Raw genomic sequence first — 16969 nt, 5'->3', positions numbered from 1 at the left:
CAGGCTATAGTGTTCCAATAAAACAGTTTTATTCACTGTAAGGTGCAACTGGCTGCCTTGGCTTTACAAGGCCCTATAGCTTTGCGTCATCGCTTCACAACGATTTTGCCTTTAAAATTACGATTTAAGGTTAGCATATCTATCCCTGTTTGTCAATAGCTCGAGGTTATATTTTTATAAATTTTCCCACTTTATTCTTAGGCTATACACTTATATTCCAACAGTAATTATCATTATATTTTAAATATATTCTAACCAAATATTCACTTCAGAATATAGTTGCAAAATTTTTTCCAAAATCTAGTGAATTCTCCCCGAAAATATTTTATAATGGATTTAGAATATTTTATCGTGATAAAACTTACCGACTAGGAGGAACAAACCCATGATTTTTTTCAGAAGTGATTACAGTCAGGGCGCTCATCCAAAAATTCTGGATGCACTGATTGCTACCAATTTAGAACATACTGACGGGTACGCCCTTGATCCACACAGCGAAAGCGCTGCACAGATGATTAAAGATTTAATCGGCAGAGCGGACTGTGAAGTTCACATGATGGTAGGCGGAACCCCTACCAATGTCATCACCATCGCTGCAGCACTGAAGCCCTGGGAAGCTGTCGTTGCAACCAGAGCTGCCCATATTTACTCTCACGAGTGCGGTGCGGTGGAGGCTACAGGACATAGAGTGCTGACTGTCGACGGCGTTGACGGCAAGCTGACGCCGGAACTCATCGACAACGCATGGCTGGAATATGAGGATGACCACACTGTCGTTCCTAAGATGGCATACATTTCCCACACCACCGAAAGCGGTACCGTTTACACTAAAGCAGAGCTGGAGGCTCTCCGCAAATGCTGTGATGCCCACGACATGTACCTCGGACTGGACGGCGCCAGACTCGGTGCCGGTCTCACCTGTGAGGATACCGACCTTACCATCCAGGATATCGCAAGACTGACTGATGCCTTTTACATCGGCGGCACAAAAAACGGTCTGCTCCTTGGCGAAGCTGTTGTTATCTTTGATGAAAACATCAACGATCACTACCGCTGGATGATTAAGCAAAACTGCGGCATGCTGGCAAAAGGAAGACTCATCGGCGTGCAGTTTGAAGCACTTTTGGAAGGCGGCGAAAACAGCCTTTTCTTCCAAATCGGCGCTCACGAAAATGCTATGGCAAAGAAACTGCGCGAAGGAATTGCTGCCTGCGGCTATGAATTCGACGGCACTTCTACTACCAATCAAATTTTCCCAATCTTTCCAACCGAAATGGTCAGAGAACTGGAAAAAGAATTTTTCTTCTATGATTGGGCTGCTGCCGGAGAAGGCAAGCGTGTCATCAGGCTGGTAACCTCCTGGGGCACAACTGAAGAAGACGTAGACGCATTCTTAAATGCGCTAAAAAAATTCTAAACCTGAGTTTCATAAATTACGAAAGGAGTCGTTCCCATGAAAAAAAGTAAAAAACTTTTTGCTGTTTTACTGTCCTTGTGTCTCATCACAGTAATGATGCCAGCGACAGCTTTTGCAGCAGAGGCAAAAACCGGAGATATCGTCATTCTCCATACCAACGATACCCACTGCAATGTAGAGGGAAATCTTGGTTTTGCAGGTGTTGCCGCCTATAAGGCTGACAAGCTTCTGGAAACCGACTATGTAACCCTAGTTGACGCAGGTGATGCTATTCAGGGTGATGTCATCGGTGCCCTTTCCAAAGGCGATTATATTATTGATATTATGAATGCGGCAGGTTACGATATCGCAATTCCGGGTAACCACGAGTTTGACTTTGGCATGGACACATTCCTGACGCTGGTATCCAAGGCAAATGCCACCTATATCAGTGCAAATTTCCTGGGTTCTGACGGCAAATCGGTATTCAAGCCTTACGAAATGAAAACCTACGGCGACAAAAAAGTCGCTTTCGTCGGCATTTCTACGCCGGAGTCTATCACCAAATCCACGCCTGTTTTCTTTCAGGATGAAAATGGCAACTACATCTACAGCTTCTGCGACGGCAACAATGGAAAAGACCTTTATGATGCTGTACAAAATGCCGTAGATGATGCTAAAGCAGCTGGCGCAGACTATGTCATTGCAGTAGCTCACCTTGGTATCGGTGAAAGCGAAAATCCTTGGACTTCAGAAAACGTCATCGCTAACACCAGCGGAATCGACGTTATGATTGATGGTCATTCCCACAGTGTAATCCAAGATACTAAAGTCAAAGCAAAAGACGGAAAAGAAGTCATTCTAACTCAGACAGGCACCGGAATTTCCTATATCGGCGAAGTCATCATCAAGACCGACGGACAAATTTCCGCTTCTCTGGTTTCCGGCTATACCAAAAAGGACAGCGCTGTAGCTGCTGTTATCAGCGGTATTAACGCTAATCTGAAGGCTGTAACCGAGAAAGTCATCGGCACCTGTGAAGTCGATGTAGACGACTATGACGCTGACGGCAACAGAATGGTAAGAAATCAGGAAGCCCCTGCCGGAAACTTCTGTGCTGATGCATACCGCGCTGTAACTGGTGCGGATATCGGTCTGGTTCAGGGAGGCGGCGTTCGCGCAGCCATCAAAAAAGGCGAAGTTACCTATGGCAGTCTCATCACAGTAAACCCTTGGAGCAATCAGCTAGGCGTTATCGAGGCTACCGGTCAGCAGATTCTTGACGCACTGGAACACGGCGCAAAATCCGCACCTTCCGAAAGCGGCGGGTTCCTGCAGGTATCCGGTCTGACTTACGATATCGATACCACCATCCCTTCCACAGTGGTAACTGATGACAACGGCATGTTCGTAGAAGTAAGCGGTGCAAGAAGAGTCACCAACGTGAAAGTCGGCGGTGAAGCAATTGATCCTGCTAAAACCTACACCGTAGCTTCCAGCCTTTACATCCTTACCCAGGAAGGCGACGGTTTCACCATGTTCAAAGGTGCAAAGGAAGTAACCAAAGAATCCATCACCGACGCGCTAGCGCTGGTTCAGTATCTTGAAAAAGATTTAGGCGGTAAAATCGGTCAGACTTATGCAAAGCCAGAAGGCAGAATCGGTATAATCAAGGCTTACAACTCCAAAGATATTGCCGCTTCCATCGAAAAAGCCGGCAAGGATGCAATCAAGGCATACAAGGCAGCTCTTGCCCGCACCACAAAGATTAAATCAGCGACCGCTTCCAAGAAGACTTCCAAAATCACGGTAAAAATCAGCGGAAACAGCAACGCAAGCGGCTTTTATTATCACGTTTACAATGCAAAAGGCAAGAAAGTTTCTTCCTTAAGCAAGACCTCAAAATCCTTTACCACAAAGAAACTGGCAAAAGGCAAATACACTGTAAAAGTTACGCCGTATACTTATGTAATGGGCGAAAAGATTTACGGTAAAATCACAACAAAGAAAGTAACTGTAAAGTAAATAAAAATCGAACTGCAATTCAAAACGGCATGCCAGACAGGAACCCTCCTGCGGCATGCCGTTTTTCTCATCACTAGTCGTCCTTCTCTATCATATATGCGTTTCCATTTTTATCGTAACGCTGCATTCCTGCTGTCTTATACCTTTTCATGAGCTTATCCATTCTTTCATTGGTAGAAAGTTCCCTCTCCCGCACCCTTTTCTCATACGGTGTCAGATTTGCTACATCCTTAATGTGCTTTCTTGCAGGCTTTGGAACAACCATAAGATAAAGCAGCGGTGATACGAGTAAAATATCTGCCAAAAACCAGCCAACCAGTGCCAGTACCCATTGCAGTACCGTATCAAATCTGTTGTATCCTATGCCCAGAATCGCGCAAAACCCTAAAGTCGTAATAATGAAAGGAATATAAAACTGTTCCAGCTTCCGAATTGCCTTGGAAAGTTCTTCATCAAACCATTGATTTTTTAAACTCTTTATAATATATTTGGCACCGCGGAACTGCACGTTGGACAAATAAATGCAGGTCTTAAAATCGTCAAAGGAAACTCTTTCCCTCGGAATCACCGTAGCCGCCATCTCCTCCAGATGATAGTCGTAGAATATCTGCGCCCGAATCAGAGTGCCGTCTCCCATCACTGAAACTTCCGCCGGATTCCGATTCTCGTCGTTGATCACAAGCTGCTGCCCCGCAGTAAGCATTAGGGTTTCTCCGCAGACAGTCACTGCTGCAAAACCCTCAGTGCAATATAGCGCTGTCGTATAGCGCTCGAAAGATGGATAGGAGTCCCGATCCAGCGGTTTACTTTGCTCTTCCGCCATAATAACATCTAAGAAGCCTTCATTTCCTTTTTTAACCATCAGATTGTAGTCTGTGATTTTGCCAAAGCTCTTAGTCGTATATGCACCGTCAAAGCGATCCTGTTCAAAGGGCTGCAGCCTTGCCACCCGCACATCCTGATGGGCAAGCACTGCGTTTCCCGAAAGAACCATCAACACCCGGTCATAGTCCGCAAGCTTAGAAAAGGTCGTTTCTTCTAAGTCACACGTCGCACTGGACAAACGCCAAATAAAGTTCCTTTCCAGGTATCTGGATTCCTGTGGGAAAATCGCCAGCTGTGTAGTCGTTCCACCGGTCCAGTTCGATTTGTTAAAATCCGTTTCTTTATAAATCTTGTATTCCATATTTTTCTTCCCGGTTCATTAAGATATTCTTAATTATACCGCTCCTTTCTTGATTTCACAACCTTTTTATAGTATAATGCTACAGTGATTGAGTATTTTTTTCGATTGGAGATTTAGAAATGAAACGATCTGACGGATACAGACTTTCGGGCTGCGACCCGTTTTATGAGATTACGCCTTACATTATGCCCAAGCGATATGACGCAGTCAACTACATCGACCTGGAGCTGGATCTCGAGCCTATTCACAGCTATATAAACAAATGCCGCGCAAGTGGAGTTAAGATGGACCATATGAGCGTCATCCTTGCCGCTTATCTCAGATTGGTGTCTCAGTACCCCAATTTAAACCGTTTCGTCTGCAACAAGCGAATTTATGCCAGAAACCACTTCTGCGTATCCTTCACCACACTGAAGAATAATAATACCGAAGAAACTGTGACGAAAATTTATTTTAATTTAGACGATGATATCTTCGAAGTAAACAGAAAACTGGCAGAAGCTATCGAGTTGAATAAAAGCGCCGGTATCAATAATGCTACCGATATGCTACTTCGCGGTGTCATGCGAATTCCCTTTTTGGTCGGCGGCGTTGTCGGCGTTCTAAAATGGTGGGACAAGCATTTTTCTCTGCCTTTCAGCATTGTAGATGCCAGTCCGTTCCATACATCCCTCTTCATTACCAATCTGGCGTCTATTCGCCTGAAAGCCGTCTACCATCATATTTACGATTTCGGCACAACAGGTATCTTTATCGCCATGGGTCAGCCTGAAAAAAGACTTTTTAAGGTCGGCGAGGTCATCGAAGAGCGCAAAGTGCTTCCAATCAAGGTTTCTGCTGATGATAGAGTAGAATCCGGCTATTACTACGCGAGGTGTTTCCGCGAATTCAAACGCTATGCAGGTCACCCTGAGCTTTTAGAAGAAAAACCTCAGTCCATCACTCCCGACCCGAATTTAAAGGAAAAATACACAAAATTCATTGTAAAATAGAGAGAGCGACATGAACAGAAAAGAACTCGCAGTAAATCTGCACCACAAAAAATTCAACTGTGCCCAAGCTGTAGTCTGTGCCTTTGCGGATACCTTGGACTGTGACACAAAGACAATCTTTAAGCTGGCAGAAGCCTTTGGAAACGGAATGAGCACCCGCGGTACGTGCGGCGCAGTTTCCGCCATGGCGATGGTCATCGGCATGAAAGAATCCGACGGCGAATTGGATAATCCCAAGACAAAAGTAAACTGTTATAAGCTGATGAAAAAAGCGACCGAAATGTTTACTGCCAAAAACCAGTCTGTCATCTGCCGTGAACTCAAAGGACTTGACGGCGGCATCCCTCTTAGAAGCTGCGATGGCTGCATCGAAGATGCTGCTGCAATTTTGGATGAGCTGCTTTTTGACAACATGGAATAAACTTTTTTCACGAATTTTACAGGCAATGCAATTCTCTTTTGCTGCCTGTTCTTTTTTTGAGGAATATCTCACGATAATTCCCAAAATTACGCAGGTTTTAAGATTCGACTCACGTGGTATGAACACAACATTAAATTCATGTCATTAGGCACGTATAATCCAAATTCCATCATTAAGGAGGAAACAAATATGATTCGTAAAATTATTCAAATAGACAGTGAGAAGTGCAACGGCTGCGGGGCTTGTGCCGCTGCTTGTCACGAAGGCGCAATCGGCATGGTTGGCGGAAAAGCCAAACTGCTGCGCGACGACTACTGTGACGGTCTTGGCGACTGTCTTCCCACATGTCCAACGAACGCAATCACCTTTGTGGAGCGCGAAGCCGCTGCCTATGATGAGGAAGCAGTGAAAGCAAACATGATGACAAAAAAACTGGCAATCGAACTGCAAAACCTGCAGGCAAGCTGTCAGGGAGATTGCGCAGGCGGCGGCACTGATACAGACAGTGCTTCTGCGGGCAACAGCAAATCCGCTGCTTCAAAACTGACAAACTGGCCAGTACAGATAAAGTTGGCACCTCTTTCCGCACCATATTTTGACAAAGCAAATCTTCTGATTGCGGCAGACTGCACCGCCTATGCTTACGCAAAATTCCACGAGCAGTTTATGACAGGTCGCGTAACGCTGATTGGCTGTCCAAAGCTGGATGGTGTAGATTACAGCGAGAAGCTCAGTGAAGTCCTGCGGCGCAACAACATCTCCTCGGTCTCAGTGCTCCGTATGGAGGTCCCTTGCTGCGGCGGACTTGAGACTGCGGTTTCCCGTGCGATTTCTGCCAGCGGAAAATTTCTTCCATATCAGGTAGTGACGATTTCTGCAGAAGGTGATATACTATAAAACGAAGTTACAGCGAAGTTTTAGTTAATATGGAGTTATCCGCAAGTGAAAAAGATTTTAGTCATCGGCTCTACAGTTGCCGATATCATCATCAATCTGGACTTTCTGCCCACTACGGCACAGGATGTCCACGTTAAATCGCAATCCATGTCTCTGGGCGGCTGCGCACACAACGTAGCGGACATGATTCGTCATTTCGGCGTGCCTTACACACTGTTTTCTCCAGTGGGTACAGGACTTTACGGAGATTTCGTCCGCAATCAGCTGGCCTCAAAAGGACTGGCTTCACCTATGCCAACGCCGGATATGGCAAATGGATGCTGCTACTGCTTTGTGGAAGAAAGCGGCGAGCGAACCTTTATTGTAGACCATGGCGCAGAGTATCTCTTTTACAAAGAGTGGTTTGACATGCTGAATCTGTCAAAGCTACAGTGTGCCTACATCTGCGGTCTAGAAATAGAAGATAAGACAGGCAGCACTATCGTAGATTTTCTAGAAACCAGCGGGCTGCCGGTGTTCTACGCACCCGGTCCTCGAATCTGTCTCATTGACGATGCATTAATGGAACGAATTTTTGCACTACGCCCAATACTCCACTTAAACGAGGACGAAATTTGTCGTTATACTGGCTGTGTTGCTATTTCCGATGCTGCCGCGGTATTACATAAAAAAACGCAAAATACCATCATCATTACCAACGGTGCCAACGGCGCTTACTATTTCGATGGAACTGCAGGCGGCGAGGGTCTTGTACACGTAGCACCGGTGCCTGCCGAAAAAATCGTTGACACCATCGGTGCTGGCGACGGTCACTGCGGCGCAGTGATGGCAGGGCTTTCCATGGGACTTTCCATGTACGATGCTATCGCAAAGGCTAACGCTGCCTCCTCTCTGGTGGTATCCAACAAAGGCGGCGTCCTATCCGATGAAGAGTTCAAAGCAGGCGGAATCCTGTAATAAAAAGCGAAGCTGTCTTGATTACAATTAGACAGCTCCTTTATATTCCACATTACCTGTCGCTTGTACCGACACCCGGTTTCGGCAGACTCCATCTGAACTTTGCAGCCAGAAGCCGCAGCACCAAAACAATGACAACTCCTGCGATAATTGATACGCCCTGCCCAAAGGGCTCCCACATCAAAGAGCAAATCACTGCACCAATCAGAGAAGCGCTGGCATAAAAATGCTTTACGAAGATATAAGGCGGATCCTGTGCCATAACATCGCGGAGCACACCTCCCCCAACACCTGTCACCGCTCCGACAAAAATCATCAGAAACAAACTAAAATCTGTAGAAACACTATAAGCTGTTTCGATTCCTACAACAGTAAAAATGCCCAGACCCACAGAATCCATCCAAAGCATTATCAAATCATAATAATTCTGCCTTTTAGAAAAGAGCCTTTGCATCCAAGGAGTGCAGACAATTAATGCCGTTCCTATCGCTACGATAGCATAAATTGGATTCTGAAATGTCTTTGGCGGTGTAATCCCTAAGATTAAGTCGCGAATCACACCACCGCCCACTGCTGTAGTAAGACCTAAGATAGAAATGCCTAAAATGTCCATGCCCTTGCGAATACCGGTCATGGCGCCAGAAACAGAAAAAGCAACAGTTCCAATAATTTCGAGAATAAAAGAAATATATGCAGACACAAAAACCACCTCCAAGCGTATCTTGCATGAGTAAATGAGATAGAATATTACACTCTGTCTTTTTACCTGAAAGATTCTTCCGCCCCTTCACGGGCAGAGTTGCTTCATCGGTGGTTTCTTTTTACACTTTCCAGAGGTCTGTCCGGAAACGGTCCTGTTGCCTGAGAGTTTTGCCCCTTCGGCGGCACGGCGCTAGCCTTAAGCCCATGCGCTCTCCCGATTCCATCATCCAGATAAACAAAGTATACCATATAAAAAAAATGCTTGTCAACGGGGATTTTCCTCACCAGAATATGTGCGAATGCCTGTAAAAAGGAGGGCACTGTCTTCAGAATCTCTGGTTTAATGTTCTCTTCTCTTTAAAAGTTCTGTTTCCAAACGATTTACACGAAGAAGCAGCATTTCTCTTTCCTGGTTTACTTTCAAAGCTTCATCGAGTTTTCTATCCAAGCTCAAATGCCCCTCTGCTATAACTGCTATATTTCTGTTTACTTCTCTTTCCAATGTGATTTTAATCTCTCGGATATCCTTAGTAAATCTTTCGTCCATCTCCGAAACTCTTGTGTCGAGACACGTCACCTTTTCGTCAAGGTCCGATACCTTCTCGTCGAGGCACGTCACCTTCTCGTCAAGGCACGTCACCTTCTCGTCAAGGCACGTCACCTTCTCGTCAAGACACGATACCTTCTCGTCGAGATATGTCACTTTATTATCAAGACTGTTTAATTTCTCTTCCATCCTCTCTAATTTGTCCAAAATCATCCTAGTTTCTTCTGTCATTATAATGCTTCCCTTCTCCTGTCATGCAACTAAGTCTTACGTTGGATTTTTATTATAGCATAAAGACGGTTACTCTACAATTCCCAAGATTTTCTGAAAATGTTTGCACCCTTTTACAGAATTTCTATGACCCCCAATTCATCTCACAATGTATATAAAACGCCGAAGCGCTTGTCTCCGACGTAATTCAATCTTCTATGGTGGACCCGATGGGGATTGAACCCACGGCCTCTGCGTTGCGAACGCAGCGCTCTCCCAGCTGAGCTACGGGCCCATAAAAGGGAGATATCTCCCTTAATTCTTATAATTCCTCTCTGATTCTGCGCAAACTCCGACCTAGTCTGTTAATCGCATTGATTCTGCGCACAACTGCATAAGCATTTTCTTCCCTATAAAGCAAAATGTCACTCAAAGTTGTATTCAAATCATTGCATAGCGTATCGACCTCACGCAAGAAGTCGTCTTTACTCATTACCACAATTCCTGCCGGCAATTCTTCAATCTCATATTGATACTCCATGCCAAACAGCTCCAATACCTTCGCCGACAGCTGTATCTTGATTTCGTTTAAATGCAGTTCATAAAAGCCTTCCGTTGCTGCAGCTTTTGTTCTGCATGCCTGAACGGTCTCATGGATTTGCTCAAAACAATCATCAAGCTCCTTGTATTCCATGTTCATAGCTTTCCAGTAAAAATCCAGCTGATTCAACGTTCTGGAAATCAAATCTTTCAGTTTCTTGGCTGCGGACTCCTCCAGAATCTCTCCGACATTTTTCAGGCAGTCCTCAGCAATGGAGGTTTTCAATTCCTCTACGCCAGCACCCGTTTTAGCGCTGACAGGAAACATTGCTACAGAGTCAACACCCATCAGCTGACAGAGAAGTTTCTGGCAGTACTGCACATAAGCCTGTAAATCCGCTTCTCCAACCACATCAATCTTATTTACAGCAAAATAAAATTTCCCTGCAAATTCTTTGGTACTCTGCAGAAAATCAATCTCAATCTGATTAATGGGACTGTCCACTGACAGCAGGAAAATCACCGCATCACTTTCCTTCATGTAGTGATATGCCGTTTCCGTGTTATTTTTATGAAAAGAACCAACGCCAGGCGTATCCACAAAGGTTAAACCATCTTTGAGAAACTCCGATGGCGTACGCAAAATCACCGAATCCACTCCTAACCTGTTATCCGCATTTTCCTGCTCGCTAATAAATGCTGAAAGCTCTTCAAACTCAATCGGTGTCACCACGCCATTTTGAAAATGCACCTCACACCCTTTATCTCCATAAACAACACGAGTAACAGCCGATGTAATAGGTACAATGCCGACAGGCAAAATCTCAGCCCCCAAAATCGCATTGGAAAGGCTGCTCTTTCCTCTCTTAAACTGACCGATGATCGATACCGTCATATCTCTTTTTTGCAATTTATCAATTAAAGTCCGCACTTCTTTCGCCTGCCCGCTGCAGGCTCCATCCGCTGCAAGCAGTTCATATACGCTCTGACTTTGCTCTAAAACTTTTCCGCTCATTAAAATGTTTCTCCTAATAAATTACTGACTTTTTCAGTATATCACAGGAAATTATGCAGTGCAATACAAACCGGCGCATAGACACGGCAAACGCGCGAAAAGTATCACGAACCATCAATACTGACAAATGATAGCAGCATACAGAATTTTGTCAGCAAATCGTGAAAAAAGCCATCCTAATAGGCTGAAATCCTGACAGAACTGACAAAAATCTAAAAAGCTGTCAGTTTTGTCTGTTCCAGAAAAGCACTAAACGTTTCTCGTGGGTTTGCCCTGCCGCACAGAACATTCCTATCTTCTCCTTGCAATACAGCTCCATTCTTGTCATTGTTTGAATGTTATATATTGGCATAGCATATATCTTCTAAATTTTCAAGTATTCCATTTGTAATGATGTATACTGTTAGTTCCTCTCTCATATATATAGGCATATCAAGGAGTGTGTCTATGACCTTTGGAAAAGTAAAACAAAATATCATGGTACTGGCCGTATCTAATCTGATTATCGGTCTAATTGAATTTATTTTCAACATATATCTAACCAGAATTCTCGGCGCAGAAGGCCTCGGTCTCTTAAGCCTGATAGCTCCCATCAACTGCCTTTTTCTTTCCTTTATGACAGAGGGCATCGTTGTTACCATGTCTAAAATTTCCGCAAAAAACCAGCATTTTGCAGCCTATACCGAAATGAATCAGTCTGTAAAAATCGCTACCTGTGCCAGCTTTTTCTGGTCTGTTTTTCTTGTTGGTATCGTTTTAATTACCGCAAAGCCTATCGCCTCCGGTTTTCTTGGCGACAGCAAGCTTGTTTATCCCATCCTCGCTACCTGTCCTTTAATGATTTTAATGTCCATCTCTAACATCACTAAGGGACACTTTCTGGGACTTACAAAGATAAGAATTCCCTCTGCAATCAACATCAGTGAAAAAATTCTGCGCTTTCCTATTTTATACCTTCTTATACGATTCTGCCTCAATCGGTTTGATTTTCCTGCAGTAACTCTGGTTTATCTGTGTTACGCCATCGGAGAAATGCAAAGCGTCTTACTGCTGCTGCTATATTATAAAAAAACTAAGCCGAAAGTTAAAACACCTATGCCAACGCGAAAAGAAATTTCCAATGTTCTCCTTTCACTGGCAAAAGGCGCTGCACCTATCTGCCTGACCCAGTGCCTTTTAGAAGGAGTTAATGCCTTTTCCTCTGTCATTGTAAAACTGCGGCTATGCACCTGCGGCTATCCAACCTCCGAAGCGTTGTCACTGCTGGGACAGTATAAGGGTATGGTCTTTCCCCTTATCAACTACCCCATGATTCTGGTGGGTGCAGTTTGCTCAATCGTGGTTCCTAAAATATCTACTATGGCCGCTGCTGGAAAAGAAAAATTTGTCGGCAGACTCATTACACGAACCTTGGCACTTTCCTTTTTTATTGGAATTTTAACTTGTGCCGTCTTTTTCTTTTTCGCAGATTCCATGGGACAATTTTTCTATAAACAGGACAATTTAGGACTGATGATCCGCCTTGCCGGACTGCTGGCGCCCCTTTTATATATGACAGCCTCCACAACCAGTCTGCTTATTGGAATTGGCTGCGAGGGTCAATCTTTCCGCAATTCGCTGTTTCAACAATTGCTGCTTTTGATATTTCTAATTATCTTTACTGGGATTCCTGCACTGAATATTTACGGATATCTGATTGCCATTGCGCTTTCCAATATAATTCTACTTTCCAAGAATTTACATGCATTAAGATTACATAAAAAAGAACATGACCTTCCTTAAAAGGACAGCCATGTTCATGTTCTGTTAATTTTCAGCATACACCGCAATGTTTTCTTCAATCCTGCTTTTCACCATCTGGGCAATTTCAGTTGTTTTTTTGCCCGCATATTCCTCATAATAGATTGGCTTTAATATATGCACCTGCACTGTAATAAACCCCGGTACATTTCTGTCAAATGGCTTATATGCGTCAATCAAAGCTACAGGAACGACAGGACATTTCGCCTTGACCGCCGCTTTAAAACTACCTCCCTTAAACTCCAGCAGCTGATTTCCGTTTCTGCTTCTTGTCCCCTCAGCAAAGATAATACAGTTTTCGCCCTGCATTACACGATGACTTACTTCGTTGATTACTCTAAGGGACTGTTTCACATCGCGTCTGTCCATAGGAAGCGCATTCATACAGGTAAAAATCTGCTTTACACCGGGGATTTTCATTAGTTCCTGCTTCATGACAGGACAAATTGGTCTCTGGCAGGCTTCAATCATTGCAAAACCATCAAAAATTCCCTGATGATTGGGATAAAAAATATACCCATCCTTCTCCGGAATATTCTCTCTTCCATAGACTTTGATATCCAAATTTCCGCTGATTTTGGCACGCTCTACAATATACTGCAGCGGCCGCAGCTTTTCCTCTCCGCTATAGCGTTCCGGATGTGCCGCATACCAGTAAATTCTACCAAAAATTGACGGTACACGAAAAATATTCTTTAAAATAATTTTTGTCAATCGATTCATTTCATTTCTCTAGCTTTCTGATTTTTTGCTTCTGATATACTCCGAGATGGAAAAAAAGCAGGTGTTCAACCTGCTTTTCATTGGTGGAGAATAGGGGGTTCGAACCCCTGACCTTTTGACTGCCAGTCAAACGCGCTCCCAGCTGCGCCAATCCCCCACGCTTATGATTCGATTATAGCTCAGTTTCAGTCTTATTGCAAGTATATTCATGGAGCGGGCAATGGGAGTCGAACCCACCTCCTCAGCTTGGGAAGCTGATATTCTACCGATGAACTATGCCCGCACAGTAACCTTTTTTATTATATACCTTTTTGCGCGCGAATTCAATATAATTATCTCACGAAATGCGAAAGAGCGGCTGTTTAGCCGCTCATAAAGTTTACTCTCACTCTTCATTTAGTGATAATTAATTATTGATACATTTATAGTCTGCATCTAGACTTATTCTTTATCATCTCTCTAACGTAGAGTATACTCCTTTTTCCAAATACAGTCAAGCATTTTTTTGTTTTTCTTACCGAACAGGATCCAGGAACTGTTTTTCATAATATGCAGTCATCGCTTTGTATTCATCAGAATCTCTATCAAAGACTTCACTCTTATGGGTATCCAGGCTCTGCCGCACGATACGCTGGTGCAGATGCTGCGCAATGTTGATGCAATGGTCTGAGATTCGTTCCATGTTAGTCAGAATTTCCACATAGGAAATGCCGCCCTGCGTACTGCATTGACCAGCTTTCAGGCGATCGATATGTTTGGATTTCAGCATATCCACCAAATAATCCACATTGTCTTCAAGAGGACCAATTTTATGACAAACACTTTCCTTCTCTTCCTGATAGGCAGTAACCGTTACGCTGAGCGCCTCATCTACTGCTGCCTGCAGATATCTCAATTCACAAAGAGCATCCTCAGAAAAGACTATATTCTGTTCCATATTAAACTCTGCTACATCAAGAAGATTCTGGCAGTGGTCTCCAATCCGTTCAAAATCACCTACGGTGTGCATAAATTCCGTCGCCAAACGGTTCTGCTCCACATCCAAATGCTGCTCTGTAATGCGAACCAGATAATCCCCCAGAACGGTTTCGGTCTTATCCAGGAAATTTTCATTTTCTTTGATTTTCTCGAAATCTTCAGTCCTATACTTAAACAAGCAGTTCGACGCCAGGCGATAATTTTCCAAAGCAGCATCCGTCATAGAAACCATGACTTTTTTGCACTGTTCCAGAGCCAGCGCCGGCGTAGGAATAAAAATCGGATCCAGCAGCTGCAGTTCTTCATCGATTTTAGAAACATTCTTGTCTTTGACGATTTTCTTCGAGAACTGAATCAAGAGGTTTACACAAGGCAGCATAAATATACAGGTTGCCAGATTAAATAGAGTATGGAAATCTGCAATACGACCTCTATTTACAGGTTTATCCCAGAAGCTAAATCCAAACAGCCCCTGATATACATAAATCAGCAGCAGAAAAATTACTGCACCCGCAATGGACATGGTGATATCAATACAGACAGCCCTGCGTGAATTTTTGTTGGTACCGATACTTGCAAGAAGCACCGTGACGCATTTTCCGATGTTTTGTCCGATAACAATAGGCGCCGCCATGGAAAAAGTAATAGCGCCGGTTGCAGACATAGCCTGCAGTACGCCGACAGAAGCAGAAGAACTCTGCAGCAGCACAGTTACTGCCATGCCGGCAAGAACGCCCAGCACCGGATTGGTCAACACCAGAAAAATCTGCATAAATTCCGGTGAGCTTGCCAGCGGCTTAAAACTGGACTCCATCATGTTCATTCCGATGAACAGAATCCCCAGCCCAACAGCGATACCAGCCTTATCTTTGGTCTTGTTTTTCTTAGAAATCAGCATAGCAAAAGCGCCAATCACAACACAAAGAGGCGCAAAAGATACTGGCTTCAGCATCTGCAGAAGGAAATTATCGTTGTTAATATCTCCCAGTCTCAAAATCTGAGCGGTAATGGTCGTACCAATATTGGCACCCATAATGACGGGAACTGCCTGTACCAGTTTCAGAATGCCGGCGTTTAAAAAACCGATTACCATAATAATCGTCGCCGACGAACTCTGAATGACTGCCGTTACTCCTGCGCCAAGGAGGACTCCCTTGCCTCTGCTGCTGGTCAGTCTCTCAAGGGTTTTCTCCATCTTCGCTCCGGCAAAGCGTTCCAGGGATTGTCCCATCAGCTTCATTCCATAAAGGAAAAGCCCTACACCGCCGAGCATTGTAAGTACAGCTTGTAAATCCAAAATATTCTCTCCAATGTAAAATTCTACTATAACTTTTGTTTTAATTATACTATACTTGCCTCGCTCTTTTCAAGCAGGTGTACACAATTTTGTCAAAATCTCTCACATTTCTGCCAAAAAAGCGGGCTTTGCCCATGGCAATAACTCGCCGGCAAAGCCCAATTGCATCTAGCAATCATACTAAAATCTCACCATTGGTCCTTCATAACCACATTTTTTGAAGTGCGGCGCGAAGCTGTTTCTTGCGGTTTCAGTTGCAAACCACTTTTCGTCTACCGGTGTACCAAAGTACTGTACATGCATACCTTCCAGTACATCTGCGGTACTAAGTGGGTAGTAATTGTCCTTGTCAATACTGCAGATTACGTCGGGACAGCTCATTACGGTTTCTCCTGTGGTCAGGTTTTCTAATGCCATACTTTCATTTGCAGCAAGAATTCTGTATTCTACGCCTTCTGCATCAGTAACGATGGTAGTCGCTATGTCGTGGCCTTCGTTAATGACAGATTCCTTCTTTGTTACCACACCTTCAGCCAGCAGTTTCAGAGGAACCAATTTTCCGACAGTTTCTGACACATCTACGCCTTTTTCCTTTGCTTCAAGGATTGCTTTTCCCACAGCGATTGCCTTTGACAGTGTTCCTGGAACCAGTTTTGTCAGAATATCTTCTTTAGAAGAGTACCAGCAAGTCATACCCAGCATATTTTCATAGAGATCCAGAATTCTTCTGGTGGTTCTCTCAATGATTGCAGCGTCAAGGGGATCGCTCGGCTCAATACGAATTATGTGACCTCTTTCAGAAGTCAGAATTCCAGGGTAGAACGGCACACCATTTAAGGTGTACAGGCAGCATTCAAGGCCCGGGCATGCACGGTCACAGCCGTCTGCGTCAACCACCGGAATACCTTGCGCAATGCTTACCAGAATCGGAAGAATGCAGCACAAGGAACCCTGTTCCGGCGGAAGTGCTGCTGCAATACCGTGAGGAACTTCCTCTGCCGCAACTTCATAGCCATGCTTGAGCAGCTTGTCAAATAAGTCGAGAACGGTTTTGATATCTACTGCTGTAGGTGCGCCGATTCCACCGAATACTGCCGCATACTCATCGTCTTTCATTTCCTCCGGGGAAATCATCGGCACTTTGTAGTCAGGATATCTTTTTTCCAGTTCAGCCAGCATTGCAAGCCCTGCATCCATGCCGCCGCCTCCGCCGCCAGCAAGGAAAGCACCGCCATAAACCATGTACTCTACATCTTTCCAGCTTAAATATTTCATATGTATAC

At 44.3% G+C, this 16969-nt stretch carries 14 protein-coding genes, 3 tRNA genes and 2 riboswitches; of the genes, 7 read left to right on the top strand and 10 right to left on the bottom strand.

The window, feature by feature from the left end; genetic code table 11:
* Positions 1 to 40: 40 nt before the first annotated feature.
* Positions 41 to 120, bottom strand: a riboswitch (cyclic di-GMP riboswitch).
* A 265-nt stretch (positions 121 to 385) separates the two neighbouring features.
* Both D1155_RS02705 and D1155_RS02700 read left to right on the top strand, forming a co-directional pair.
* Complete coding sequence (locus tag D1155_RS02705) at positions 386 to 1417, top strand: beta-eliminating lyase-related protein (RefSeq protein WP_160200881.1); 1032 nt, start codon at positions 386 to 388, stop codon at positions 1415 to 1417.
* Between the two features lie 36 nt (positions 1418 to 1453).
* Complete coding sequence (locus D1155_RS02700; RefSeq protein ID WP_160200880.1) at positions 1454 to 3421, top strand: bifunctional UDP-sugar hydrolase/5'-nucleotidase; 1968 nt, start codon at positions 1454 to 1456, stop codon at positions 3419 to 3421.
* Positions 3422 to 3494: 73 nt separating this feature from the next.
* Here D1155_RS02700 and D1155_RS02695 read toward each other — a convergent pair whose 3' ends face one another.
* Positions 3495 to 4607 carry a HutD family protein gene (locus tag D1155_RS02695; RefSeq protein ID WP_160200879.1) on the bottom strand — a complete coding sequence of 371 codons (1113 nt, stop codon included), beginning with the start codon at positions 4605 to 4607 and terminating at the stop codon, positions 3495 to 3497.
* 119 nt (positions 4608 to 4726) lie between these two features.
* On the opposite strand from D1155_RS02695, the gene D1155_RS02690 reads away from it, so the two are divergent.
* From D1155_RS02690 to D1155_RS02675, 4 genes are all read left to right on the top strand, one after another.
* Positions 4727 to 5599 (top strand): 2-oxo acid dehydrogenase subunit E2, encoded by an 873-nt coding sequence (locus D1155_RS02690; protein WP_160200878.1) that lies wholly within the window; start codon positions 4727 to 4729, stop codon positions 5597 to 5599.
* A gap of 10 nt (positions 5600 to 5609) precedes the next feature.
* Positions 5610 to 6020 (top strand): C-GCAxxG-C-C family protein, encoded by a 411-nt coding sequence (locus D1155_RS02685; protein ID WP_160200877.1) that lies wholly within the window; start codon positions 5610 to 5612, stop codon positions 6018 to 6020.
* A 189-nt stretch (positions 6021 to 6209) separates the two neighbouring features.
* Positions 6210 to 6917: a 4Fe-4S binding protein gene (locus tag D1155_RS02680; protein WP_160200876.1), complete on the top strand. Its 708-nt coding sequence runs from the start codon at positions 6210 to 6212 to the stop codon at positions 6915 to 6917.
* Between the two features lie 45 nt (positions 6918 to 6962).
* Positions 6963 to 7874 carry a PfkB family carbohydrate kinase gene (locus D1155_RS02675; RefSeq protein WP_160200875.1) on the top strand — a complete coding sequence of 304 codons (912 nt, stop codon included), beginning with the start codon at positions 6963 to 6965 and terminating at the stop codon, positions 7872 to 7874.
* A gap of 52 nt (positions 7875 to 7926) precedes the next feature.
* Here D1155_RS02675 and D1155_RS02670 read toward each other — a convergent pair whose 3' ends face one another.
* The 4 genes from D1155_RS02670 to D1155_RS02655 all read right to left on the bottom strand — a co-directional run bounded on the left by D1155_RS02670 (position 7927) and on the right by D1155_RS02655 (position 10888).
* On the bottom strand, positions 7927 to 8574 hold the full coding sequence (locus D1155_RS02670) for a TRIC cation channel family protein (RefSeq protein WP_160200874.1): 648 nt from the start codon (positions 8572 to 8574) through the stop codon (positions 7927 to 7929).
* A gap of 139 nt (positions 8575 to 8713) precedes the next feature.
* Positions 8714 to 8803: riboswitch (glycine riboswitch) on the bottom strand.
* A gap of 113 nt (positions 8804 to 8916) precedes the next feature.
* Positions 8917 to 9354, bottom strand: coding sequence for a hypothetical protein (locus D1155_RS02665; protein WP_160200873.1), 438 nt, complete (start codon positions 9352 to 9354; stop codon positions 8917 to 8919).
* 198 nt (positions 9355 to 9552) lie between these two features.
* Positions 9553 to 9628 (bottom strand) — tRNA-Ala (locus D1155_RS02660).
* Between the two features lie 27 nt (positions 9629 to 9655).
* Positions 9656 to 10888, bottom strand: a complete 1233-nt coding sequence (locus D1155_RS02655) for a dynamin family protein (protein WP_160200872.1) — start codon at positions 10886 to 10888, stop codon at positions 9656 to 9658.
* A gap of 447 nt (positions 10889 to 11335) precedes the next feature.
* Here D1155_RS02655 and D1155_RS02650 point away from each other — a divergent pair, with 447 nt between their 5' ends.
* Positions 11336 to 12670, top strand: coding sequence for an oligosaccharide flippase family protein (locus D1155_RS02650; RefSeq protein WP_160200871.1), 1335 nt, complete (start codon positions 11336 to 11338; stop codon positions 12668 to 12670).
* A gap of 24 nt (positions 12671 to 12694) precedes the next feature.
* Here the strand turns inward: D1155_RS02650 and D1155_RS02645 are convergent, their stop codons facing one another.
* The 5 genes from D1155_RS02645 to D1155_RS02625 form a co-directional block, all read right to left on the bottom strand.
* Positions 12695 to 13411, bottom strand: a complete 717-nt coding sequence (locus D1155_RS02645) for a lysophospholipid acyltransferase family protein (RefSeq protein WP_160200870.1) — start codon at positions 13409 to 13411, stop codon at positions 12695 to 12697.
* Between the two features lie 81 nt (positions 13412 to 13492).
* Positions 13493 to 13568, bottom strand: a tRNA-Ala gene (locus D1155_RS02640).
* Between the two features lie 52 nt (positions 13569 to 13620).
* Positions 13621 to 13694, bottom strand: a tRNA-Gly gene (locus D1155_RS02635).
* Positions 13695 to 13925: 231 nt separating this feature from the next.
* Entirely contained in the window at positions 13926 to 15686 is a 1761-nt protein-coding gene (locus D1155_RS02630; protein WP_160200869.1) for a Na/Pi cotransporter family protein, read from the bottom strand.
* A 180-nt stretch (positions 15687 to 15866) separates the two neighbouring features.
* Positions 15867 to 16961, bottom strand: coding sequence for a DUF917 family protein (locus tag D1155_RS02625; protein ID WP_160200868.1), 1095 nt, complete (start codon positions 16959 to 16961; stop codon positions 15867 to 15869).
* Positions 16962 to 16969: the final 8 nt, after the last annotated feature.

Source organism: Anaerotruncus sp. 80 (assembly GCF_009936115.1).
In the GTDB taxonomy this organism is placed as follows: domain Bacteria; phylum Bacillota; class Clostridia; order Peptostreptococcales; family Anaerovoracaceae; genus Senimuribacter; species Senimuribacter intestinalis.
This window is presented reverse-complemented; position numbering and strand designations above follow the sequence as displayed.

What these genes read in the sequence shown, in the direction of transcription:
- D1155_RS02705 (WP_160200881.1), top strand. Translation starts at nt 386, where the DNA reads ATGATTTTTTTCAGAAGTGATTACAGTCAGGGCGCTCATCCAAAAATT.
- D1155_RS02700 (WP_160200880.1), top strand. Translation starts at nt 1,454, where the DNA reads ATGAAAAAAAGTAAAAAACTTTTTGCTGTTTTACTGTCCTTGTGTCTC.
- D1155_RS02695 (WP_160200879.1), bottom strand. Translation starts at nt 4,607, where the DNA reads ATGGAATACAAGATTTATAAAGAAACGGATTTTAACAAATCGAACTGG.
- D1155_RS02690 (WP_160200878.1), top strand. Translation starts at nt 4,727, where the DNA reads ATGAAACGATCTGACGGATACAGACTTTCGGGCTGCGACCCGTTTTAT.
- D1155_RS02685 (WP_160200877.1), top strand. Translation starts at nt 5,610, where the DNA reads ATGAACAGAAAAGAACTCGCAGTAAATCTGCACCACAAAAAATTCAAC.
- D1155_RS02680 (WP_160200876.1), top strand. Translation starts at nt 6,210, where the DNA reads ATGATTCGTAAAATTATTCAAATAGACAGTGAGAAGTGCAACGGCTGC.
- D1155_RS02665 (WP_160200873.1), bottom strand. Translation starts at nt 9,354, where the DNA reads ATGACAGAAGAAACTAGGATGATTTTGGACAAATTAGAGAGGATGGAA.
- D1155_RS02655 (WP_160200872.1), bottom strand. Translation starts at nt 10,888, where the DNA reads ATGAGCGGAAAAGTTTTAGAGCAAAGTCAGAGCGTATATGAACTGCTT.
- D1155_RS02650 (WP_160200871.1), top strand. Translation starts at nt 11,336, where the DNA reads ATGACCTTTGGAAAAGTAAAACAAAATATCATGGTACTGGCCGTATCT.
- D1155_RS02645 (WP_160200870.1), bottom strand. Translation starts at nt 13,411, where the DNA reads ATGAATCGATTGACAAAAATTATTTTAAAGAATATTTTTCGTGTACCG.
- D1155_RS02625 (WP_160200868.1), bottom strand. Translation starts at nt 16,961, where the DNA reads ATGAAATATTTAAGCTGGAAAGATGTAGAGTACATGGTTTATGGCGGT.